This is a genomic window from Streptomyces sp. BBFR51 (assembly GCF_044591655.1).
GTDB lineage: Bacteria > Actinomycetota > Actinomycetes > Streptomycetales > Streptomycetaceae > Streptomyces.
Window position 1 is genome coordinate 920,021 of sequence record NZ_CP172448.1, and the last position, 21,465, is coordinate 941,485.

The 21,465-nt window shown below is 72.3% G+C and carries 21 protein-coding genes; 8 read left to right on the top strand and 13 right to left on the bottom strand.

Annotated elements, in window-relative coordinates:
- Window positions 1-114 precede the first annotated feature (114 nt).
- Window positions 115-1,173, top strand: coding sequence for a fatty acid desaturase family protein (locus tag ACGH7X_RS04260; RefSeq protein ID WP_399881758.1), 1,059 nt, complete (start codon window positions 115-117; stop codon window positions 1,171-1,173).
- A 38-nt stretch (window positions 1,174-1,211) separates the two neighbouring features.
- Here ACGH7X_RS04260 and ACGH7X_RS04265 read toward each other — a convergent pair whose 3' ends face one another.
- From ACGH7X_RS04265 to ACGH7X_RS04285, 5 genes are all read right to left on the bottom strand, one after another.
- On the bottom strand, window positions 1,212-2,048 hold the full coding sequence (locus ACGH7X_RS04265) for an undecaprenyl-diphosphate phosphatase (RefSeq protein WP_399881760.1): 837 nt from the start codon (window positions 2,046-2,048) through the stop codon (window positions 1,212-1,214).
- A gap of 39 nt (window positions 2,049-2,087) precedes the next feature.
- Complete coding sequence (crcB, locus tag ACGH7X_RS04270; protein WP_399881762.1) at window positions 2,088-2,462, bottom strand: fluoride efflux transporter CrcB; 375 nt, start codon at window positions 2,460-2,462, stop codon at window positions 2,088-2,090.
- Window positions 2,459-2,803, bottom strand: coding sequence for a DUF190 domain-containing protein (locus tag ACGH7X_RS04275; protein ID WP_399881764.1), 345 nt, complete (start codon window positions 2,801-2,803; stop codon window positions 2,459-2,461). The genes crcB (ACGH7X_RS04270) and ACGH7X_RS04275 overlap by 4 nt, the downstream gene beginning before the upstream one ends.
- Entirely contained in the window at window positions 2,800-3,264 is a 465-nt protein-coding gene (crcB, locus tag ACGH7X_RS04280) for a fluoride efflux transporter CrcB (protein WP_399881766.1), read from the bottom strand. Before crcB (ACGH7X_RS04280) ends, ACGH7X_RS04275 begins: the two co-directional genes overlap by 4 nt.
- A 162-nt stretch (window positions 3,265-3,426) precedes the next feature.
- Window positions 3,427-3,714: an ArsR family transcriptional regulator gene (locus tag ACGH7X_RS04285; protein ID WP_399881768.1), complete on the bottom strand. Its 288-nt coding sequence runs from the start codon at window positions 3,712-3,714 to the stop codon at window positions 3,427-3,429.
- Window positions 3,715-3,943: 229 nt separating this feature from the next.
- Between ACGH7X_RS04285 and ACGH7X_RS04290 the strand changes: the two genes are divergently transcribed.
- A complete protein-coding gene (locus ACGH7X_RS04290; RefSeq protein WP_399881770.1) occupies window positions 3,944-4,372 on the top strand; it encodes a MarR family transcriptional regulator in 429 nt (142 codons plus the stop codon).
- Here the strand turns inward: ACGH7X_RS04290 and ACGH7X_RS04295 are convergent.
- Both ACGH7X_RS04295 and ACGH7X_RS04300 read right to left on the bottom strand, forming a co-directional pair.
- Window positions 4,369-4,770, bottom strand: a complete 402-nt coding sequence (locus tag ACGH7X_RS04295) for an SseB family protein (RefSeq protein ID WP_399881772.1) — start codon at window positions 4,768-4,770, stop codon at window positions 4,369-4,371. The two genes, ACGH7X_RS04290 and ACGH7X_RS04295, sit on opposite strands and share 4 nt — an antisense overlap.
- A 139-nt stretch (window positions 4,771-4,909) precedes the next feature.
- Window positions 4,910-5,380, bottom strand: a complete 471-nt coding sequence (locus ACGH7X_RS04300) for an SRPBCC domain-containing protein (RefSeq protein WP_399881774.1) — start codon at window positions 5,378-5,380, stop codon at window positions 4,910-4,912.
- A 140-nt stretch (window positions 5,381-5,520) separates the two neighbouring features.
- Between ACGH7X_RS04300 and ACGH7X_RS04305 the strand changes: the two genes are divergently transcribed.
- Window positions 5,521-6,975, top strand: a complete 1,455-nt coding sequence (locus ACGH7X_RS04305; protein WP_399881776.1) for a glyceraldehyde-3-phosphate dehydrogenase — start codon at window positions 5,521-5,523, stop codon at window positions 6,973-6,975.
- Between the two features lie 78 nt (window positions 6,976-7,053).
- Here ACGH7X_RS04305 and ACGH7X_RS04310 read toward each other — a convergent pair whose 3' ends face one another.
- From ACGH7X_RS04310 to ACGH7X_RS04335, 6 genes are all read right to left on the bottom strand, one after another.
- Window positions 7,054-7,755, bottom strand: coding sequence for an N-acetylmannosamine-6-phosphate 2-epimerase (locus tag ACGH7X_RS04310; RefSeq protein ID WP_399881778.1), 702 nt, complete (start codon window positions 7,753-7,755; stop codon window positions 7,054-7,056).
- Window positions 7,752-8,699 (bottom strand): ROK family protein, encoded by a 948-nt coding sequence (locus ACGH7X_RS04315; RefSeq protein ID WP_399881780.1) that lies wholly within the window; start codon window positions 8,697-8,699, stop codon window positions 7,752-7,754. Before ACGH7X_RS04315 ends, ACGH7X_RS04310 begins: the two co-directional genes overlap by 4 nt.
- Window positions 8,696-9,655, bottom strand: coding sequence for a dihydrodipicolinate synthase family protein (locus ACGH7X_RS04320; protein WP_399881782.1), 960 nt, complete (start codon window positions 9,653-9,655; stop codon window positions 8,696-8,698). Before ACGH7X_RS04320 ends, ACGH7X_RS04315 begins: the two co-directional genes overlap by 4 nt.
- A 96-nt stretch (window positions 9,656-9,751) precedes the next feature.
- Entirely contained in the window at window positions 9,752-11,227 is a 1,476-nt protein-coding gene (locus ACGH7X_RS04325; RefSeq protein WP_399881784.1) for an exo-alpha-sialidase, read from the bottom strand.
- Between the two features lie 26 nt (window positions 11,228-11,253).
- Window positions 11,254-12,300, bottom strand: coding sequence for an acetylxylan esterase (locus ACGH7X_RS04330; RefSeq protein ID WP_399881786.1), 1,047 nt, complete (start codon window positions 12,298-12,300; stop codon window positions 11,254-11,256).
- A 267-nt stretch (window positions 12,301-12,567) separates the two neighbouring features.
- Window positions 12,568-13,320, bottom strand: a complete 753-nt coding sequence (locus tag ACGH7X_RS04335) for a FadR/GntR family transcriptional regulator (RefSeq protein ID WP_399881788.1) — start codon at window positions 13,318-13,320, stop codon at window positions 12,568-12,570.
- 188 nt (window positions 13,321-13,508) lie between these two features.
- On the opposite strand from ACGH7X_RS04335, the gene ACGH7X_RS04340 reads away from it, so the two are divergent.
- From ACGH7X_RS04340 to ACGH7X_RS04360, 5 genes are all read left to right on the top strand, one after another.
- The gene (locus ACGH7X_RS04340; RefSeq protein WP_399881790.1) at window positions 13,509-15,062 is read left to right on the top strand and encodes an ABC transporter substrate-binding protein; all 1,554 of its coding nucleotides are present in this window, start codon (window positions 13,509-13,511) and stop codon (window positions 15,060-15,062) included.
- A gap of 82 nt (window positions 15,063-15,144) precedes the next feature.
- A complete protein-coding gene (locus ACGH7X_RS04345) occupies window positions 15,145-16,095 on the top strand; it encodes an ABC transporter permease (RefSeq protein WP_399881792.1) in 951 nt (316 codons plus the stop codon).
- Window positions 16,095-18,071 carry a dipeptide/oligopeptide/nickel ABC transporter permease/ATP-binding protein gene (locus tag ACGH7X_RS04350; protein ID WP_399881794.1) on the top strand — a complete coding sequence of 659 codons (1,977 nt, stop codon included), beginning with the start codon at window positions 16,095-16,097 and terminating at the stop codon, window positions 18,069-18,071. The genes ACGH7X_RS04345 and ACGH7X_RS04350 overlap by 1 nt, the downstream gene beginning before the upstream one ends.
- A complete protein-coding gene (locus ACGH7X_RS04355) occupies window positions 18,068-19,087 on the top strand; it encodes an oligopeptide/dipeptide ABC transporter ATP-binding protein (RefSeq protein ID WP_399881796.1) in 1,020 nt (339 codons plus the stop codon). The genes ACGH7X_RS04350 and ACGH7X_RS04355 overlap by 4 nt, the downstream gene beginning before the upstream one ends.
- Window positions 19,088-19,182: 95 nt before the next feature.
- Window positions 19,183-21,462, top strand: a complete 2,280-nt coding sequence (locus ACGH7X_RS04360) for a PI-PLC domain-containing protein (RefSeq protein WP_399881798.1) — start codon at window positions 19,183-19,185, stop codon at window positions 21,460-21,462.
- The last annotated feature ends 3 nt before the right edge of the window (window positions 21,463-21,465 follow it).

Here is a 21,465-nt window from a genome sequence, read left to right on the forward strand (position 1 = left end):
GACGCGGGAAGGCAGGCAGGGGCAGGCCCCCGGACCGTGGTGGTGCTGGCCACACCCCCGCTTCGGGGGTAGCCGCCATCCCCCCGCCGTGAACCAGCCCACATACTGTGCCCCATGGCCAATCCAACGGTGCTCGTCGAGAATTTGCCCGCGCGCGAACAGGAGAAGGAACGCGAAAAGGGAAGCGACTTTTCCGAACTCTCACGGCGTATAGCCGACGCGGGGCTGCTCCGGCGCCGCCCGCTCTACTACACGGTGCGCTTCGGCGCCGTCGCCCTCGCGCTCGCCGGCGGTGTCGCCGCCTTCGTCGCCCTGGGGGACAGCTGGAGTCAGCTGTTCGTCGCGGTCGCGCTCGCCGTGGTCTTCGGCCAGCTCGGACTGGCGGCCCACGACCTCGCCCACCGGCAGGTCTTCTCACGCCGGCGCCCCAGCGAGACGGGCGGCCTGCTGGCGGCCAACCTGCTGCTGGGCATGAGCTACGGCTGGTGGATGAACAAGCACACGCGCCACCACGCCAACCCCAACCACGAGGAGAAGGACCCGGACGTCTCCCCCGACATCCTGGTGTGGTCGCGGGGTCAGGCGAGCAGGGCGACCGGGCTTCCGCGGTTCATCGGCAAACACCAGGCCGCCCTGTTCTTCCCGCTGCTGACGCTGGAAGGCCTCAACCTGAGCTTCAACAGCTTCAAGGCGCTCGGCAGCCGGGCCGTGAAGCGGCCGGTCCTGGAGGGCACCCTCCTCGTCGCCCACTTCGTCGTGTACTTCGGCGGCCTGTTCACGGTGCTGTCGCCGGGCAAGGCGCTGGCCTTCATCGCCCTGCACCAGGGCCTGTTCGGGATCTACCTGGGCTCGGTCTTCGCGCCCAACCACAAGGGCATGCCGATGATCGAGGAGGGCATGCGGCTGGACTTCCTGCGCCGCCAGGTCCTCACCTCCCGCAACGTGCGGGGCGGCGCCATGATCGACGCCTTCATGGGCGGCCTCAACTACCAGATCGAGCACCACCTCTTCCCCAGCATGCCCACCCCCGCCCTCGGCCGGGCCCAGACCATCACCGAGGCGTACTGCGCCGAGCTGGGCGTCCCGTACCACCAGACGGGGCTGCTGGCCTCCCACCGCGAGGCCCTGCGGCACATGAGGAGCGTCGGGGAGCCGCTGCGCGCCGCCGGCTGAGCGGGGGTGCGCGGGTCGGGGTCGGCGTGCGGCGGCGGTCAGCTGTGCAGCACGCCCGCGCCGAGCAGCCCGAACAGCAGGACACCCACCACGATCCGGTAGATCACGAACGCGTTGAAGGAGTGCTTGGCGACGAACTTCAGCAGCCAGGCGATGGAGGCGTAGGCCACCACGAAGGAGACGAGGGTGCCGACCGCCAGGGGCGCGGCACCCGCCCCCGTGCCCAGGGCGTCCTTGAGCTCGTACAGGCCGGCGCCGGTCAGGGCCGGGATGCCCAGGAAGAACGACAGCCGGGTGGCGGCGACCCGGTCTAGGTCGAGCAGCAGGGCGGTGGACATGGTGGCGCCGGAGCGGGAGAACCCCGGGAAGAGCAGGGCGAGGATCTGGGAGCCGCCGACCAGCATCGCGTCCTTGAAGGACGTGTCGTCCTCGCCGCGCTTGTGCCGGCCGGTGCGGTCCGCCCACCACATCACGCCGCTGCCGACGATCAGCGAGCCGGCGACCACCCACAGCGAGGCCAGCGGGCCCTTGATCAGGGGCTTGGCGGCCAGGCCGACGAGCACGATCGGGATCGTGGCGAAGACGACCCACCAGGCGAACTTGTAGTCGTGGTGGTAGCGCTCCTCCCGGTCGCGCAGCCCGCGCACCCAGGCGGAGACGATGCGCGCGATGTCCTTGGAGAAGTAGACGAGCACGGCGGCGATCGCGCCGACCTGGATGACCGCCGAGAAGCCGATGACGGCGTCGTCGTCGACGGGGATGCCCATCAACCCCTCGACGATCTTGAGATGTCCGGTGGAGGAGACCGGGAGGAACTCGGTCACCCCCTCGACGGCTCCGAGGACGACGGCCTGACCGATGCTGATGGCGCTCATGGAACCCAGTTCCTACTACACGCGGGTGAGCCTCCCGCGTCACGGCCAGAGCGCGTCGGCCAGTGTCACCCCCGCGAACGCCGCCGCGAGGCCGGCCGCCACACTCGCCACCACGTTCACGCCGGCCTGGAGGCGGGCACCGGTCTCGGCCAGCCGGAGCGTCTCGTAGGACAAGGTCGAGTACGTCGTGAGGGCCCCGCACAGTCCGGTCCCCAGCAGCAGCCGCAGGTCGGAACCGGCGGCGCCGGCCAGCGCGGCGCCACTGAGCAGGCCCAGGACCAGACAGCCGACGACGTTCACCGTGAAGGTGCCCCAGGGGAAGACCGAGTCGTGCCGGGACTGCACCGCGCGGTCGGTGAGGTAGCGCAGCGGGGCACCGACCATGCCGCCCGCGACGACCAGCAGCCAGTTCACAACGACCTCTTACCCTCGTACCTGACGACCTCGCAGTCGTCCAGGACGACCAGCCCCTCGGTGACCAGCTCGTCGAGGACGGGCAGGAAGTCCCGTACGCGCTCCTCGGTGTCGACGATGACGACGGCCACCGGCAGGTCCTCGCTCAGGGACAGCAGCCGGGTGGTGTGGATCAGGGAGGAGGCGCCGTAGCCCTCGACGCCGCGGAACACACTGGCGCCCGCGAGGCCCGCCGCGTGGGCCCGGTGGACGATCTCCGAGTACAGGGGGCGGTGGTGCCAGGTGTCGTTCTCGCCGACGAAGACGGTCACGCGCAGCGCGCTGCCGGTCAGCCTCGTCATGACTGCCTCCACTTCAGGACGCGGCGGGCCGCCCATGCGGCGAGCCACACCGCCGTGAGTGCCGCGAGGGGGGTCGCGGCGAGGTAGGCCAGGCCGGTGCGGACCCGGCCGTCGGCGAACAGGTGCCGGCTGTCGACCGCGTAGGTGGAGAAGGTGGTGAAGCCGCCGAGCACGCCGGTGCCGAAGAAGGGCCGGACCAGGCGGTGGGCGGCCCACACCTCGGTGATGACCACCATGAACACGCCGATCACGGCGCAGCCGACGGCATTGACCCCGAAGGTCGTCCACGGGAATCCGCCGGTCTGCGTCGGCCACCACAGGGAGGCCGCGTAGCGGGCGGCGGCTCCGGTGCCGCCGCCGAGGGCCACGACCGAGACGACCGGTGCCTGGGAGCGCCACCTCGACCGCCCCGGGGCGGTCGGCCGGACACCGCCGATACGGTCGGTCTTCGGGGCTGTCATGGTCGTACGTCTCCTACTCGCCGGGCAGGGGGATGCCACCGTTCGCAAGTAGGGACCGTTGGCGGCGACTGTGCCGCGGTTCGGGTACGGCGGGCCCCACCGCCGTGCCGCGCGCGTGAGCCGCGGCCGCCACCCAGCCTAGCGCGGGCGCTTCGTCCGCACCTACCAGCCCTTTTCGAACATCCGCGCCACCTCGGCGATCCGCACCTCGTCGCGCCGGTAGTACGTACGGCGGCGGATCCTGCTGGTGCGCAGCAGCCCGAGCGCGGTGAGGAGGCCGAGGTGCCTGGCGGCCACGCGGCGGGGCACGCCGAGCCTTTCGGCGACGAGGCCCACGTGGACGCCGTGCTCGGCGGCGTCCACGTGACGCTGCGAGGGGAAGTGCGCGACCGGGTCCTTCAGCCACTCCAGGATGTCGAGACGCGTGCCGTGCACGGGGGTCCTCGGCATCTCGTCCTCCCCTTCGTGCGGGCCCGCCCCGTACCGTGTCCCTCCACTGTCCCGCAGCCGGGGTCCCGTTGTCCCCGGACTCCCTCTCGTTGTCCGGTACCGGGAGGTGCTCGTCGCGTCCGACCTGCCGGCGGAGCTGGTGCGGCGGGACTCCGCCTGAGTCCGCCGGCTCCTCGCGCGAAGGTATTTGCGCATTCAACGAATGCTGTCCCGGTGCTACCGTGCGGGTATGGCAGCCATGACGGCCGGTGCGCGGCTCGAGGACCGGTGGCGGGACATCCTGTCGGTGCACGCGCGCACGATGTGCGAGATCGACCGGGCGCTGCATCCGTACGGTCTGGGGGCGAGCGACTTCGAGGTGCTCGACATCCTCGCGACCGAGGCGTCCGAAGCGCTCGGGGAGGGCGACGCCCGGTGCCGGGTGCACAGCCTGGTGGGCCGGGTCCACCTGAGTCAGAGCGCGCTGTCCCGGCTCATCGCGCGACTCGAGAAGGACGGGCTGGTCGAGCGCTCGACGTGCGCGGAGGACCGGCGTGGCGTGCGGGTCGCGCTGACCCGCAGGGGACGCGACCTGCACACCGAGGTACTGCCGCTGCAGCGGGCCGCGCTGGCCCGCGTGCTCGGCGACGGTGAGGGCCCCGAAGGCCCCCTTCCCTAGGGTCGGGCCAGCAGCGAGCGCACCCCGTCCGACGTGAGGGTGAGGCGGTGCTCCGAACCGGCGTCGATGGACAGGGACAGGTCGTCGGCCGGCCACTGCGAGGCGAGGGCACCCAGCGGCACCATGCGGTAGCGGGAGACGTACGGCAGCAGGTCGGCCATTTCCAGCTCGGAGGTGAACACGGGCACCACCTGCCGGCCGCCCTGCTGCTCCAGCACCGGCAGCGCCAGCATCCCGGGGTCGGCGGCGTCCTGGTCGTTCGCGTCGTCGGGCACCGGCACGAGGACGTCGCTGCTCGCGAGCGTGTCGAGCGCCGCCGTGTCCTCGGTGTTCTCGGCCAGCGTGTCCAGCGCCCGCTGGGCGGGCGTGACGGGGTGGTCGTTCGCGGGTGTCTCCATGGCAGATTCCCTGGTAGCGGCGTGGTTCGGCCCGCACGCATGATCGGCACGAGCACGGTCCAGGCTCGCGTACCCGGTGGTCCACGGCGCAATCCTGTTCGACACGCCCGCCCGCGTGGCGAGCCCCGCCCCGGGCCCTTCACCCCTGGCGCCCACCGGCCTCCACCAGCGCGGCCAGTTTCGCCAGGGACATGCGGGTGCCCGTCTCGTTGTCAGCGGCCGGCACGGCGTCGGGGAGACCGTCGTGGGCGACGACGACCTCGGTGCCGCCGTCCACGTCGGTGAGCGTGGTGGTCATCGTCATCGTGCCCTGGAAGGCCGGGCCGGCCGACTCGAACGCGAGCACCTCCACCACCTGCTCGTCGGGCACGAGCCGTGCGAAGTACCCGTGGTAGGTGTCGGTGCGGTCGCCGGACTTGCCGGTGCCCGTGGACGCCTCGTAGGTGAGCGAGACCCGGAAGGCACCGCCCTCGCGGGCATCGAAGGCGTGCACCTGTGCGGTCATGTCGTCCGGGGAGCGCCACGCCGCGACGGCGTCCGCGTCGAGCAGCGCGCGGTACACGGCGGACCGCGGGGCGTTCACGTGGCGGGAGACGCGCGTCGAGTGCATGGACCCACCCTTCCGCCCGCCGTCCACCCGGGCAAGCGGCACGGATCCCGTACTCATCTGATCAGGGAGGGGCCCACTTGATCGACCAGCTAGGCGGTGTGGTTAGCATATGAGCGCCGCCTAGCTCGAAAGATAGAGACGTGACTGTCAACGACGACTCGTTCACCAACTGGAAGAACCGCGAAGAGACCGCGGAATCGATGATCCCGATGATCGGGAAGCTGCACCGGGAGCAGGACGTCACGATCCTGCTGCACAGCCGTTCCCTGGTGAACAAGTCGGTGGTCAGCATCCTCAAGACCCACCGCTTCGCCCGCCAGATAGCCGGCGCGGAGCTGTCGGTCACCGAGACGATGCCCTTCCTGCGAGCCCTCACCACGCTCGATCTCGGTCCCTCCCAGATCGACATCGGCATGCTCGCCGCGACCTACAAGGGCGACGACCGCGGGCTGACGGTGCAGGAGTTCACCGCCGAGGCCGTCGCCGGGGCCACCGGGGCCAACAAGATCGACCTCCGCGAGCCCCGCGACGTCGTCCTGTACGGCTTCGGGCGCATCGGCCGGCTCGTGGCCCGCCTGCTCATCGAGAAGGCGGGCTCGGGCAACGGCCTGCGGCTGCGCGCCATCGTCGTCCGGGGCGGGGGCGAGCGGGCCGCCGAGGACATCGTCAAGCGCGCCTCGCTGCTGCGCCGCGACTCCGTGCACGGCCAGTTCCAGGGCACGATCACCGTGGACGAGGACAACCGCACGATCCTTGCCAACGGCAACGCGATCAAGGTGATCCACGCCGACGACCCGACGCAGGTCGACTACACGGCGTACGGCATCAAGGACGCCATCCTCATCGACAACACCGGCAAGTGGCGCGACCGCGAGGGCCTGTCGAAGCACCTGCGCCCCGGCATCGACAAGGTCGTGCTGACCGCGCCGGGCAAGGGCGACGTCCCGAACATCGTCCACGGCGTCAACCACGACACCATCAAGCCGGACGAGCAGATCCTGTCCTGCGCGTCCTGCACCACCAACGCGATCGTGCCGCCGCTGAAGGCGATGGCCGACGAGTACGGCGTGCTGCGCGGTCACGTGGAGACGGTCCACTCCTTCACCAACGACCAGAACCTGCTGGACAACTACCACAAGTCGGACCGCCGCGGCCGCAGCGCGCCACTGAACATGGTGATCACGGAGACGGGCGCCGCCTCCGCCGTCGCCAAGGCGCTGCCGGACCTCAAGGCGCGGATCACCGGCAGCTCGATCCGGGTGCCCGTGCCGGACGTGTCGATCGCGATCCTCAACCTCCAACTGGCCCGTGACGCCAGCCGCGAGGAGGTCCTCGACCATCTGCGCGAGGTGTCGCTGACCTCGCCGCTCAAGCGCCAGATCGACTTCATCGGCGCCCCCGACGCCGTCTCCAGCGACTTCATCGGCTCGCGGCACGCCTCGATCGTGGACGCCGGCGCGCTCAAGGTCGAGGGCGACAACGCGATCCTCTACCTCTGGTACGACAACGAGTTCGGTTACTCCTGCCAGGTCGTCCGCGTCGTCCAGCACGTCTCCGGGGTGGAGTACCCGACGTACCCGGCGCCGGCGGTCTGATCCGCGACGCCTCCGCAGTGGTACGCCCGAGGGGCGGTGGGAGCCGGTCTCCCACCGCCCCTCGCGCACACCACCCGGTCAGGCGGTGAGGCCCTCCACGAACAGGCGGGTCAGCGCGGTCGGCGCGGTGATGGCGGTGCCGACGACGACACTGTGCGCGCCCGCCGCGAGCGCCCGGGCGGCCTGTTGCGGCGTCGCGATCCGGCCCTCGGCGATCACCGGGGTGTCGAGCGCTTGGGCGAGGTCGGTGACGAGGGCCAGGTCCGGGGCGGTCTGCACCGGGGAGCCCGGCACGTAGCCGGACAGGGTGGTGCCGATGAGGTCGGCTCCCTGGTCGGCGGCCGCGCGGCCCTCGCCCAGGGTCGACACGTCGGCCATGACCTGGGCGCCCGCCGCGTGCACGGCCTCGACGAGTTCGGCGAAGGTGCTGCCGTCGGGGCGCGGGCGCGCGGTGGCGTCGGCCGCGACGACCGCGGCGCCCGCCTCGACGAGGGCGACGGCGTGACGCACGGTCGGCGTGATGAAGACGCCGCTGTCGCCGTCCTTCCACAGGCCGATCACCGGGAGGTCGACGGCCGCGACCGTGGCCGCGACGACCTCCGGGTCGTTGACGCGCACCGCCGCCGCGCCGCCGGACCGGGCCGCGAGGGCCATCCGGACGAGGGTGTCGGTGTGGCGCATCGGGTCGCCGGGAGGTGCCTGGCAGGACACGATCAGGCGGCCTTCCAGCACTTCGGCCAGGGACGACGGGGACGAGGGCTGGGGCGGGGGCGGGGTCATGACGGTGCTCCGGTGGTGTGGGGACGGTGCAGGGGCAGGGTGCCGGGCAGCGCGGCCGCGCCGAGGACCGCGGCGTCGGCGCCGCCACGCGGCGGCACGGGTCGCAACGTCCGCAGCGGGGGCATGAGTTCGGCGGCGAAGGCCGCGTCCAGGGCCTCCCGGTACAGGGGGCCGATCCGCGGCACGCCGCCGGCGACGACGACACGGTGCGGGCCGAGCGCGTTGGCGAGACCGCCCAGGGCCCGGCCCGTCGCGCGGGCGCCGAGCGTGATGGCCGCCGTGGCGTGCGGGTCGCCGTGGGCGGCACGTTCGGCGACGGTCTGCAGACGGTCGGCGCCTTCCCCGCTGAGGCGCGTGTACCGCGCGGTGATGGCGGGACCCGCCGCGATCGCCTCCAGGTGGCCGGTGGCACCGCAGGTGCAGGGCAGCCCGTCCGCCTCGGGGCTGGGCAGGTGCCCGAGGTGCCCGGCGATCCCGGCGGCGCCGTGCAGCATGCGTCCCGACGCGGCGACGGCGCCGCCGACTCCGGTGCCGACGGCGGCGTAGAGCAGGGTGCCGTCGTCGTCCGGGCCGTCCAGTTCCGTCGCGGCGGCGGCGCGTACGTCGTTGTCGCAGGCCACGGGGGATCCCGTGCGGTTCGCGAGGCCCGCGGCCAGGGCGGTGCCGCCCCAGCCGCGGATCGTGTCGGTGGCGCTGGTGACGGTCCCGGTGACGGGGTCGATCACGCCGGCCGCGGCGACGCCGATCGCGGTGGTGCCGGGCGCCCACACGGCGCGGGCGGCCTCGGCCAGGGCGTCGAGCACCGCCCCTGCGCCCCGTGTCGCCGGGGTGGGCAGGGTGTGCCGGGCCAGGACGGTGCCGTCGGCTCCGACCAGGGCGGCGGCGATCTTCGTACCGCCCAGGTCGAGGCCGATCACCGGCGCGTCGAGGTGGCGTGCGGTCATCGGACCGGCAGCAGCCCGGCGCCGCGCAGGTGCCGCTCGACGTGGGCGACGCCGGCCTCGCCCAGCTGGATCTGCGGGGCGGCGGTGGTGCCGTGGGTGAACACCCCGAGCAGCCGCAGCGCGTGCTTGAAGGCGCCGATGGCCGAGGAGTTGCGGCCCATCTCGTGCTCCGGGCCCGCGTCGACCAGGCCGAACAGCTCGACCAGCCGCTCCTGTTCCTTGACGGCGCCGTCCAGGTCGCCGCCGCGCACGGCGTCGTAGAGGCGGACGTAGCCGGCCGGTTCGACGTTGCCGAGGCCCGGGACCACGCCGTCGGCGCCGGCCAGCAGGGCGGCGTCCACGGTGAGTTCGGAGCCGGTGAGGATGCTGAAGGAGGGAGCGGGGCCGTCGGCGCGGCCGTGGCGTCCGCCGAGTTCGACGACGAGCCGGCGCAGGCCGCCCTCGTCTCCGCTGCTGTCCTTGAGGCCGGCCAGCGTGCCGTCCTCGGCGAGTTCGCGCACCAGGGCGGTGGAGAGCTTGGTGTGCACGGAGACGGGCAGGTCGTAGGCGTACAGGGGCAGGTCCACGGCGGAACGGATCGCGCGGAAGTGGCGGGCGACCTCGCGCGGGTGGGTGCGGGCGTAGAAGGGGGCGGTCGCCACGAGGGCGTCGGCGCCCGCCTTCCGGGCGGCCTCGGCGTGGACGAGGACGCGGGCGGTCGTCATGTCGATGACGCCGGCGAGGACGGGGACGCGGCCCGCGGCCGCCTCGACGACGGTGTCCAGGGCAAGGGCACGCTGACGGTCGGTGAGGAAGGCGACCTCGCTGCTGGAGCCCAGGGCGAACAGCCCGTGCACTCCCCCGCCGACGAGGTGCTCGACGAGCCGGGTGAGGGAGGCGGTGTCGACCTCGCCCGACGCATCCAGGGGGGTGCAGACGGGCGGCACGACGCCGCTAAGGGGCTGGGACGAGGACATGGTGTCTCCTGGGCTGTGCGAGTGGTGGAACGGGGTGGAACGGGCCGCCCGCCGCGCGCGTCGCAGGGGCGGGCATGCGGGCGGACCGTGGCCGGACTACGGCGTGCCGACGCCGAGCGTCGAGTCGCCGTAGGAGTGCTGGGTGCCGCGGACCTGGTAGGTCGCGGTGGTGGTCACCGGGCCCGCGGTGGCGTTCGCGGGGACGGTGACGGGGATCCTGACGTCGGCGCCCTGCCCGGGATCGAGCGCGGGCATGGTGACGGTGGGGGCGCTCCAGCCCTGGGGCAGCTTCAGGGAGACCGTGCCCGCCGGGAGCCTCACGTCGTTCTGGCTGACGACGCGCACGGTGACCTCGGTGGTCTTCCCGGCCGGCAGGGACGCGGGCGGGGTGACGGTGACGGGCGCGCAGACGCCGCCGAGCCAGTTGAGGTCGAAGGACGAGTAGGTGATGTTCCGGTACTCGGCGCGCTCCCACAGCAGGCCCACCCGGGAGTTGGGAAGGGTGCCGTCGTCGAGCGGGGTGAGCGTCGAGTAGGCGGCCGCGCCCGCCTCGACGGTCTTGCGGACGGGCCAGTTCCGCCCGTTGTCGCAGGACAGGCGGACGGTGAGGTTGCTGCGGCCGCTGGTGGTCGCCGTGTTGCTGAACAGCAGCCAGGAGGCCCGCGGGTGCGAAGCGGCCACGTCCGGCGCGAAGCGGGCTATGGACCCGTTGTTGGCCGGGTCGGGCAGCTCGGCGTCCTGCTGAAAGGGGGTGTAGGTGACGCCGCCGTCGGCGGAGTACGCCACCGTGCGGTACGGCTTGGAGCGGTTGTTGAGCATGACGCGGCCGTCGGACAGCTCCACGGTCTTGTTCTCGTCGCCGCCGGGACCGACGGGGGTGCCCGTCCTCCAGGTGGCGCCGTGGTCGTCGCTGTAGGCGCTGACCGCGTGGTTGGCGCCGTTGTGGCGGATGGCGTACTGCTGGATCAAGCGGCCCTTGTAGGCGCCGTGGCGCAGCTGGATGCCCTCGCCGGACGCGGCGAACATGCCGGCCCAGGCGGGGTTCTTGATGTCGGCGGTGATCCGCTCGTGCTTCCAGGTGAGGCCGTCGTCGTCGGAGTAGCTGTAGTCGGCCTGGAGAACGTCGGGGTCGCTCTCGTCGTTGCCGGTGGCCGAGCCGAGGAAGCCCTGGTTCACGGAGGCCGCGTAGAAGACGAAGACGCGGCCCGTCTCGCGGTCGACGAGGAGGCTGGGGTCGCCGTAGCCCTTGGGCGCGGCGTCCTTGCGGACGACCTGCTGGGCCTGCCAGGTGGCGCCGCCGTCGGTGCTGCGCCGGAGGACGACGCCGATGTTGCCGGGCAGGTCGCCGAGGGTGGGGCGGGCGTCGTAGGCGGCGATCAGCGTGCCCTTGGTGGTCCGGGTCAGGGCGGGGATGCGGTAGTAGGGGGAGCCGGTGCCCGCGGTGGCCAGGTCCTGCGAGGCGAGGGCGCCGGCGGCCCGCTGCGCCAAGTCCGCTCCGTGGGCGGCGGGGACGGTGGCGCCCAGGACGACCAGGGCGGTGGCGCCGACGGCCAGAGTGACTCTTCGCTGCATGAACGGGCCTCTTCTCGGGTGCGGGATCAGGCGAGTTGGGGATCGTGCAGGGTGGAGACAGCGGTGGGGGCAGCGGTGGAGACAGCGGTGGGGGCCTCGGGGCGGGCCGCGGAGAACCGCTCCCGCACCCAGGCGAGTTGTTCGCGCCGGTGGTGGCCGCCGCCGCCCTCGTGGCCGTTGAACTCGTAGACGCGCAGGTCCTTGGGGCCGCCGTAGCGGTGGTAGGCCGCGAAGCCCGTCGAGGGCGGGCAGATCTCGTCCATCATCGCGATGGAGAAGAGCGACGGGGCCGTGGCCCGGGCGGCCAGCAGGGCAGCGTCGACATAGGACAGCGTGGCGAAGACGGTCTCGGTGCGGTCGCGGTGCAGGCGCAGGTACTCGGCGATCTCGGTGTAGGGCGGCCGGGCCGCGATCGTCGCGCCGCGCCGGATGTCGCAGAGGAAGGGGACGTCGGGCATGACTCCGGCCAGGTCCGGCACGAGGCCGGCCACCGCGAGGGCGATGCCGCCGCCCTGGCTGACGCCGGTGACGACGACCCGGTCCGGGTCGACGGCCGGATGGGCGCGGGCGGCCTCCACGAATCGCACGGCGTCGGTGAACACCCGCCGGTAGTAGTGGTCGTGGGGGCTTTCGACGCCGCGGGTCAGGAAGCCGGGGACGGTGCCGTTCAGGGCGGCGGTGTCGGGGGTGTCGCCGCCGGCGGTGGACCAGCCCTGGCCGCGCGTGTCCATGATGAGGTGCGCGTAGCCGGCGTTGGCCCAAAGCACCTGCTCGTGGGCCAGGCCGCGCCCGCGCCCGTAGCCGAGGAACTCCACCACGCAGCCGAGCGGGCCGTCGGCCCGGGCGGGCAGGTGCAGCCAGCCCCGCACGGGCTCGCCGGCGAAGCCCGGCACCGTGACGTCGTACGTCGCCACCTCGGTCAGGCCGGTGTCCACGGGTGTGAAGCCGGGGGCGCCGCCGTGCTCGCGGGCCTCGCGCAGGGTCAGTTCCCAGAAGGCGTCGAGGTCGGCGGGCTCGTCGAGGTCGGGCCGCAGTGCCAGGCACTGGGCGAGGGTGAGGTCCGTCAGTGGCATGAAGGGGCCCCGGTGGGTGAGGCGTGCGCGCGGCGCAGCGCGGGGGTACGGGAGGGTCCGGCCGGACCGGACCCGGCGTCGAGAGCAGACGTCGGAAGTTAAGAGCAGACGTCTGATGTCTGCTGATCGAGGACATTAGAGATCCGGACGACGACCGTCAAGTGCTCCCCCGGGAAAGGCGTGCGGCGGGCGTACGGCGGGCCGGTCGGCGTCGCGTACGAGAAAGGCGCCCCCGGCGGGGGCGCCCTCGTCGTCCGCGCGATCCGGTCAGCGCCGGGCGCGCGCCTCCTCGATCCGCAGCCGGACCGGCGCGTAGTGCTCGGCGAGTGCCGCCGCGAACTCGACCGGATCACGGTCGCGCACCGCGTCCACGATGCGCTGGTGATTGGTGATGGTGGACGCCTCGTGCTCGCGCGTGAACACGTCGAGGTGGGGCGCGACGATCACGTAGACGTCCCAGAACGCCGTGGACAGCTGGCCGATGAGGTCGTTGCCGAGCGGGGCGAGGAGCAGGGTGTGGAACGCCCGGTCCGCCTCGACGAACCCGTGCCCCTCCCCCGCGCCGGCCCCGCGCATCTCCTCGACGTGGGCGGCGAGGCGGTCGATCTGCTCCTCGTCCAGTGAGGAGACGAGCCGTTCGGCCATGCCCCGTTCGAACAGCTCGCGCACCTCGATGAGGTCGCTCATCACCTGGAAGTCGTCGTCGGGGCTGAGCAGGCCGCGGAAGGTGAGGCTCTCCACCAGGGCGGACAGGCTGAGCCTCCCGACGTAGGTGCCGTGCCCGTGCCGTACCTCGACGATGTCGAGCGCGGTCAGGATCCTGATCGCCTCGCGCACGCTGGACCGGCTCGCGCCGAGCGCCTCGCACAGGGCGGGCTCGGTCGGCAGAGGATCTCCCGGACGCAGTTCGTTGCGCAGGATGTAGGCCTTGATGCCGTCCACGACCTCCTGCCGCAACGGTTGTCGTGCCGTCTTGGGCTCCGGCACCGTGTGCCGAATCGCCCTTTGCCCCACCGCCACCTCTTGACCCCTCTCACTTGCCCGGCTACGTTCCCACGTTATCAAGCATCAGACATCAGACGTCTGATGCACCGTCGGTGAGGCGCCGACCACACTTCGCCTCCTCCACCCGCTCGACAGCTCTCATCCCCCGCCTGGAGGACTCCTTGTCCGCGCGCAGTGCAGCCGGCGTCGACCGCCGCACCTTCATGAGATACACCAGTGCCATCGGTGTGGCGACCGCGATCACCACGGGCCTGACGGCCTGCGGAGGCCCGGCCTCCAGCGGAGACGGTACCGGCGGTTCGGGCAGCGGCGGCGACACCATCGAGGCCGGCATCTCCTACCCGCTGTCCACCGGCTTCGACCCGATGATCACCTCGGGCGCGACCCCGTACGCCGCCAACATGCACATCTTCGAAGGCCTGGTGGACCTCGACCCGGTCACGCTCGTGGCGCGGCCGGCGCTGGCCACCGGGATGCCCAAGAAGATCAACGCGACCACCTACCGGGCCACCCTGCGCGAGGGCGCGACCTTCCACGACGGCTCGGCGGTCACCGCGGACGACGTGGTGTTCAGCTTCGAACGCGTCCTGGACGAGAAGAACGCCTCGCTGATGGCGCAGTTCGTCCCCTTCATCGACGCCGTCAGCGCGGTCGACGCCTCGACGGTCGAGTTCAAGCTGAAGTACGCCTTCGCGCTCTTCCCCTCGCGCATATCCGTGGTCCGGATCGTGCCGAAGAAGATCGCCGGCGCCGACGCGAAGGCCTTCGACTCCAAGCCGGTCGGCTCGGGCCCGTACCGCTTCGTGTCGGCGGTCCGCGAGGACAAGATCGTCATGGAGGCGTACGACAAGTACAACGGCCCGCACCCCGCCAAGGCCAAGAAGATGGTCTGGCGCCTGATCTCCGACCCGTCCGCCCGGGTCAGCGCCCTCAAGTCGGGTCGGGTGCAGGCCATCGAGGACGTGCCCTACATCGACGTCAAGGGCTTCACCGGCGAGGACAAGGTGGAGTCCGTCCAGTCCTTCGGGCTGCTCTTCCTGATGTTCAACTGCGCCGACGAGCGGTTCAAGGACAAGCGGGTGCGCCAGGCGCTGCACTACGCGCTGGACACCGAGAAGATCATCTCCACCGCGCTGCTGGGCAACGCGGCGGCCGCCACCGGGTATGTCCCGGCCACGCATCCCGACTACCACAAGGCCGCCACCGTCTACGGGCACGACGTGGACAAGGCCAGGAAGCTGCTGGCCGAGGCGGGTGTCGGCAAGCTCTCCTTCACGCTGATGCTCACCGACAACGGCTGGGTCAAGGACATCGCGCCGCTGATCAAGGAGAGCTGGGCGGCGGTCGGTGTCGACGCCGAGCTCGACATCCAGCAGTCCGCCGCCCAGTACGCCAAGATCGACAAGGGCGACTTCGACGCCCTGGCCGCGCCGGGCGACCCGTCCGTCTTCGGCAACGACGCCGACCTGCTGCTGCGCTGGTTCTACTACGGCTTCTGGCCGGAGAAGCGGTACGGCTGGGCGGGCTCGGCCGCCTACAAGCAGACCAAGTCGCTGCTCGACAAGGCGGCGGCCGAGGCCGACGAGACCAGGCGCAAGGAGCTGTGGGGCCGGGTGACCGACCTGGTCGCCGACGAGGCCGCCCTGTATCCGCTGCTGCACCGCAAGCTGCCCACCGCCTGGCGGGAGGGGACGCTGACGGACTTCAAGCCGCTGCCCACCACCGGGCTGTCCTTCATCGACGTCGGCCGGGCCTGACCCGGCCCGCCCAGGCCGTCGGGCCGCCGCCGCCCCACCGCGGGCCGCGGCGGCCCCCGCCCCAATCCCTAGGAACCTCACGATGGTTGCATTTCTCCGGCTCGCGCTGCGCCGCGTCGCGATGATGCCGGTGATGGTCCTCGGCATCGCGCTGCTGGTCTTCGTGGTCCTCCAGTTCTCGCCGACCGACCCCGCGTACAACGCGCTGGGCGACTCGGCGAGCCCCGAGGCGCGTGCGGCGTTCGCCGAGGAGCACGGACTCGACGACCCCCTGCCCGTGCGCTACTTCGCCTTCCTGGGCGATCTGCTGCGGGGGGACCTCGGCGTCACGATGTCGCCCAGCCAGCCCGTCACCGAGCGGATCGCCACCGCGTTCCCGCTCACGCTGCAACTGACCCTGCTGGGCCTCGCGCTGGCCGTCGTGCTGGCACTGCTCTTCGGCGTCCTCAGCGCCGTCCACCGGGACCGCTGGCCGGACCAGGTGTTCCGGGTGCTGTCGATGGCCGGCATCGCCCTGCCCTCGTTCTGGATCGGCGTCCTGCTCATCCAGCAGTTCGCGCTGAACTGGCCGCTCTTCCCGACCGGCGGCTACGTCAATCCGGCCGACTCCTTCTCCGGCTGGCTGGAGAGCATGGCGCTGCCCGCGCTGTCCCTCGCGCTGCCGGTCGCCTCGTCGCTGGCCCGGCTGATCCGCACCTCGATGGTCACCGAACTCGACCGCGACTACGTGCGCACCGCCCGGGGCAGCGGCCTGCCGCCGTTCCTGATCATCCGGTCGGTGCTGCGCAACGCCCTGGTCACCCCGCTGACCGTGCTGGGCGTCAAGGTCGGCTACATGCTCAGCGGCGCCGTCGTCATCGAGGCGATCTTCGACATGCCCGGCATGGGCAAGCTGATCCTCGAGGGTGTCAACGGAGGGGACGTCGGGCTGGTCCAGGGCACCGTGCTCACCATCGCGATCGCCTTCCTGGTGGTCAACGTCGTCGTCGACCTGCTCTACCTGCTCGTCAACCCGCTCATCAGGACGGTGTGATGTTCGCTCCACGTTCCCTCGCCGGGCACCTCGCCCGGCCCGGCACCCGCCTGCGCCGGCTGCCCGTGTCCTCCCGGATCGCCCTCGGGATCCTCCTCGTGGTGGTGCTGGGCGCCGTGTTCGCCCCGTTGCTCACCCAGGACCCGCTCGCCACCGGCATCCCCGCCCAGGCTCCGGGCGCCGACCACTGGTTCGGCACCGACCGGGCCGGCCGCGACGTGTTCGCACGCGTCGTGCACGGTGCGCGCTACTCCCTGGTCATCGGTCTCGGCGCGACGCTGCTGGCCCTGGTCGTCGGTTCGGCCCTGGGCTCCCTGGCGGCCACCTCCCGCAAGCTCGCCGACGAGTCGGTGATGCGCACGCTGGACGTCGTGATGTCCTTCCCGCCGATCGCGCTGGCCGCCGTGCTCGTCGCCGTCTTCGGACCGAGCGTCCCGGTCATCATCTTCACCATCGCGTTCGTCTACTCGCCCTCGCTCGCCCGGGTCGTGCGCGCCAACGTGCTGGAGCAGTACGGCGAGGACTACGTCGCCGCCGAACGGGTCATCGGCGCCCACCGCGCCTACATCGTGGCCCGGCACGTCGCCGTCAACTGCGCGGCGCCGGTCCTGGTGTTCGCGACGGTCATGGTGGCCGACTCCATCATCTTCGAGGCGAGCCTGTCCTTCATCGGCGCCGGTGTGCAGGACCCCGACCCGAGCTGGGGCAGCGTGCTGGCCTACGGCCGGCAGATCCTGTTGTCGGGCGGCTGGTGGGCGACCCTCTTCCCCGGCCTGTGCGTGCTGGTCACGGTGCTGGCGCTGAACGTGCTCTCCGAGGGCATGACGGACGCGGCCGCCTCCCCGGACCGGTCCCGCACCGGCGGCACCGACTCCGACGACAACGCCGCCGCGCTCGCGCCCACGGCCGAGGAGACCGACGTGGACGCCGCGCTCGCCGAGCTGGCGACCCGGCTCGAGGCCATGGAGCCCGCCGTCCCGCCGCTCGCCGAGGACGCGCCCGAACTGCTCGTCGTACGGGACCTGTCCATCCGCTTCCCCGACCGCTACGGCGACACCCGCGTCGTCGACGGCATCTCCTTCACCGTGCGCGAGGGCGAGACCCTCGGTCTGGTCGGCGAGTCGGGCTGCGGCAAGTCCATCACCAGCCTCGCGATCATGGGGCTGCTGGCCCGCAACGCCGAGGCCGGCGGCGAGATCCTCTACCGGGGCCGCGACCTGCTGACGCTGGGGGCGAAGGAGCGCCGGGCGCTGATGGGCCCGGAGATCGCGATGGTCTACCAGGACGCCATGTCGTCCCTGAACCCGTCCGTGCTGATCGGCACCCAGCTCAAGTGGCTCACCTCGCGCGGCGGCACCCGCACTCCCGCCGAACTGCTCGAACTGGTGGGCCTCTCCCCCGAGCGCACCCTGCGCAGCTATCCGCACGAGCTGTCCGGCGGTCAGCGCCAGCGGGTGCTCATCGCGATGGCCCTGTCCCGCGGTCCGCGGCTGCTCATCGCCGACGAGCCGACCACCGCCCTCGACGTCACCGTGCAGGCACAGGTCGTCGAGCTGCTGGTCGAGCTGCGCGACGAACTGGGCTTCGCGATGGTCCTCGTCTCCCACGACCTGGCGCTGGTCGGCGACCTCGCCCACCGGGTGGCGGTCATGTACGCCGGTCAGGTCGCCGAGGCCGGAGACACCCGCGCGCTGCTGACCGATCCGGCGCACCACTACAGCAGGGGACTGCTCCGGTCGGTCGTGTCGCTGGAGTCGGGGTCCCGGCGGCTGCACCAGGTCCGCGGTGTCGTGCCGGCCCCGAAGGCGTTCGGCCCGGGCTGCCGGTTCGCGTCCCGCTGCGCCGCCGCCACCGACCTGTGCGCCACCACACCGCCGCCCGCCACCGACCGCGACCCCGGCCTCGACCACCTCTTCGCCTGCCACCACCCGGCAGCGGCGAACCGGTCGGCGAAGTCGCTGGAGAGTGCCCGATGACCGCCACCGAGGACAGCACCATGGACCCACTCGTCCGGCTCGACCGCATCCACGTACGGCACAGGGCCCGCAGCGGCGGCATCCTGCGCCGGGACGCGGTGCACGCGCTCACCGACGCCTCGCTCGAGGTCCGGCGCGGCGAGATCCTCGGCCTGGTCGGCGAGTCGGGCTGCGGGAAGTCCACGCTGGCCCGCGTGGTCACCGGACTCCAGCGCCCCACCGAGGGACAGGTCTACTTCCGGGGGCGGGACCTGTGGACGATGGGCGCCGCCGAGCGCCGCAGCGGGTTCGGGGCCTCCGTCGGCGTGGTCTTCCAGGACGCCTCCACCGCGCTGAACCCGCGGCTGCCCGTGCGCCGGATCCTGCGCGACCCGCTGGACGTGCACCACCGCGGTACGCGTGCCGAGCGCGAGGGCCGGGTCGAGGAGCTGCTCGACCTGGTCGGGCTGCCCGGCCACACCCTGGACGCGCTGCCCGGCCAGCTGTCCGGCGGTCAGCGCCAGCGGGTGGCCATCGCCCGTGCCCTGGCGCTGGAGCCGGAGCTGATCGTCGCCGACGAACCCACCAGCGCCCTGGACGTGTCGGTGCGGGCCCAGATCCTCAACCTGCTGGTGGACCTGCGCGCCCGCCTCGGGCTCGGCATGGTGTTCATCTCGCACGACGTGCAGACGGTGCGCTATCTGGCGGACCGCATCGCCGTGCTGTACCTGGGCCGCGTGGTCGAGGAGGGCGGGGCCGCTCAGGTCGCCGCCGCCTCCCGTCACCCGTACACGCGGGCGCTGCTCTCCGCGACGCCGAGCCTGCTGGAGCGGCCCGAGCGGATCGTCCTGCACGGTCCGGTGCCCTCGGCCACCAACCCGCCCTCCGGCTGCCCGTTCCGTACCCGCTGCTGGAAGGCGGACGACGCCTGCGCCGGCGCCTTCCCGGCGCCGGCGGAGGGTCCCGAGGGGCACCGGTGGCACTGCGTCCATCCTCAGGAGGGCACCGCCCCGGACGGAGTGGTCGGCGCGGCCTGACGGGTATCGGCCGGCCCGGGCCGGGGCATGCGTGTGGTGGCGCTCGGGCACGGGTGCCGTGCGGCACGACGGCCGGCTGATACGAGAATGGTTCCATGGACGCACTGGTTCGGCGCTCGCCCTGGGTCGAGGTGCTGATCTGGTGCGTGGCGGTGCTGAGCCTGACGGTCCTGGCCGCGGCCGCCGTCGTACGCAGCACGGTGCTCGATCCCGGGTTCTACGGTCAGGTGCTGGAGGACGAGCGGGCCTACCAGCGGTTCTACGACGAGGTGCTGGTGGACCCGGGCAGTACGCCGTTCACCAGCGACCTGCTGGAGCGGCTGCCCGTGCCGCAGTCGACCATCACCTCGAACCTCAAGGTCGTGATTCCGCCGGAGACCCTGCGGACCATGGGCGACGGGCAGATCGCGGAGATGGTCCACTACCTGGAGGGCGATCGCGACCGGTTGCGGATCACGGTCGACCTGGAGCCCGTCGTCGCGAACGTCGAGCGGCTCAGCCAGGCGTACTTCGGTGATGCGGTCGCCGCGCTGCAGAAGCGGTCCGAACCCGACTTCCAGGCGTTCGTGCAACGCCTGTCCGAACTGGTGGCGCGGGTGGTGGCCGGCGAGGCGCCGCTGGAGGAGCTGCCGACGCTGCCGCTCTCCCACAGCCAGGCGGTCGCGGCCACCGACGCGTTGATGACACTCGTGCCGGACGCCTCGCGCGCCGGCCTCGGACCCACCGTGCAGACGGCGCTGGACCGGGGGGACGTGGCCGCGGCCCTCGCGGCGATCGCGCCGGTCGCGCTGACGGACCAGGTCCGCGAGACCGCCGAGGAACTGCTGCGGGAGGCGAGACAGGGCACGTGGGTCGTGACCGTCGACGTCGATCCCGGGGCGCAGGCGCTGGCTCCGCTGGACCGCGCCCGTTCCGTCACCCGGCTCTTCCAGGAGGTGGTGGAACCCGCGGCGGCCGTGCTGTGCGCCGCCGCGCTCACCCTGCTGTGGCTGTCCACGCCCTCGCCCGCCAAGCGGCGGCTGATGCCGCTCGGCTGGGTGCCGGCCGCCGCCGCCTCGCTGCTGGCGCTCACCGTGCTCCTGCTGCGTCTCACGCTGGGTGACACGCTGTTCGGCACCCCGTCGTCGTGGCCCCCGGCGGCGTCGGGTCTCCTCGGCGACATCCAGGCCACGGCTCTCGACCGGATCCTGACCACCGCGGTCGTCGTCGCGGTGATCCTGCTGGCCGCCGGGGCGCTGCTGATCACCGTGGGCTGGATCTGGCAGACCAGGCCGGGAGTGCCGGTCCTCACCGATCCCCGGCACGGCCCGACCCTGACCTTCGCCGTGACGGCGTGCGCGCTGGTCGGGACGATGCTGGCGCCGGTGGCGATCACCGGTTCCTCCCCGCGCATCTGCCAGGGCAGCGCCGAGCTGTGCGACGCCCGATACGACGAGATCGCCCAGCTCGCCTCGCACAACGCGATGGCCACGACGGCGGACCGGTTCATCGGCCCCCTCCAGGACCCGGACGTCGTCGGTCAGCTCAACGCGGGGGTGCGTGTGCTGCTCCTCGACACGCATCGCTGGGAGCGGCCCGAGGAGGTCGCCGAGCGGCTGAGCACCTCGGACTTCTCCCCGGCCGAGCGCCGTCGGCTGACCGGAATCCTGGAGCGGGTCAACCCGCCCCACCCGGGGCTGTGGCTGTGCCACTCGGTGTGCGGCGCCGGGGCCCTCGAGCTGGTGCCGACCCTGCGGCAGATCGGTGAGTGGCTTCGCGACAACCCCACGGAGGTCGTCACGCTGATCCTTCAGGACGGGGTGGACTCGGTGACGACGCAGGACGCCTTCGTCCGGGCCGGACTGTCCGATCTGCTGTACGAGCCGAACACGGATCCGGACCGTCCCTGGCCGAAGCTCGAGGACATGATCGACAGCGGCCGGCGGCTGGTGGTCTTCGCGGAGAAGGCGGACGGCCCGGCGCCCTGGTACCGGAACCTCTACCGGTACGGCATGGAGACGCCCTTCGCCTTCCGCAGCCCGGACGAGATGTCCTGTCTGCCCAACCGGGGCGGCTCGGACAAGCGGCTGTTCCTGCTGAACCACTTCGTCACGGCGGGCGGCGGGCTGCGACTGGACGCCGGGGTCGTCAACTCCCGGCAGCGGGTGCTGGAGCGGGCGCACACCTGTGAGCGGCAGCGCGGCAGACCGGTCAACTTCATCGCGGTGGACTACGCGACGATCGGCGACGCGCTCGGCGCGGTGAACGAGCTGAACGCCGAACGCCTGGAGGACGACACCCGGGTTCCGGTCGAACGGTCACCGGGCCGGCTCACGGGCGCGGCGGAAGCCCGGCGACGCGGTGGTGCTCCGCGCCGCCGGGCGGTCTCCTGCTGATTG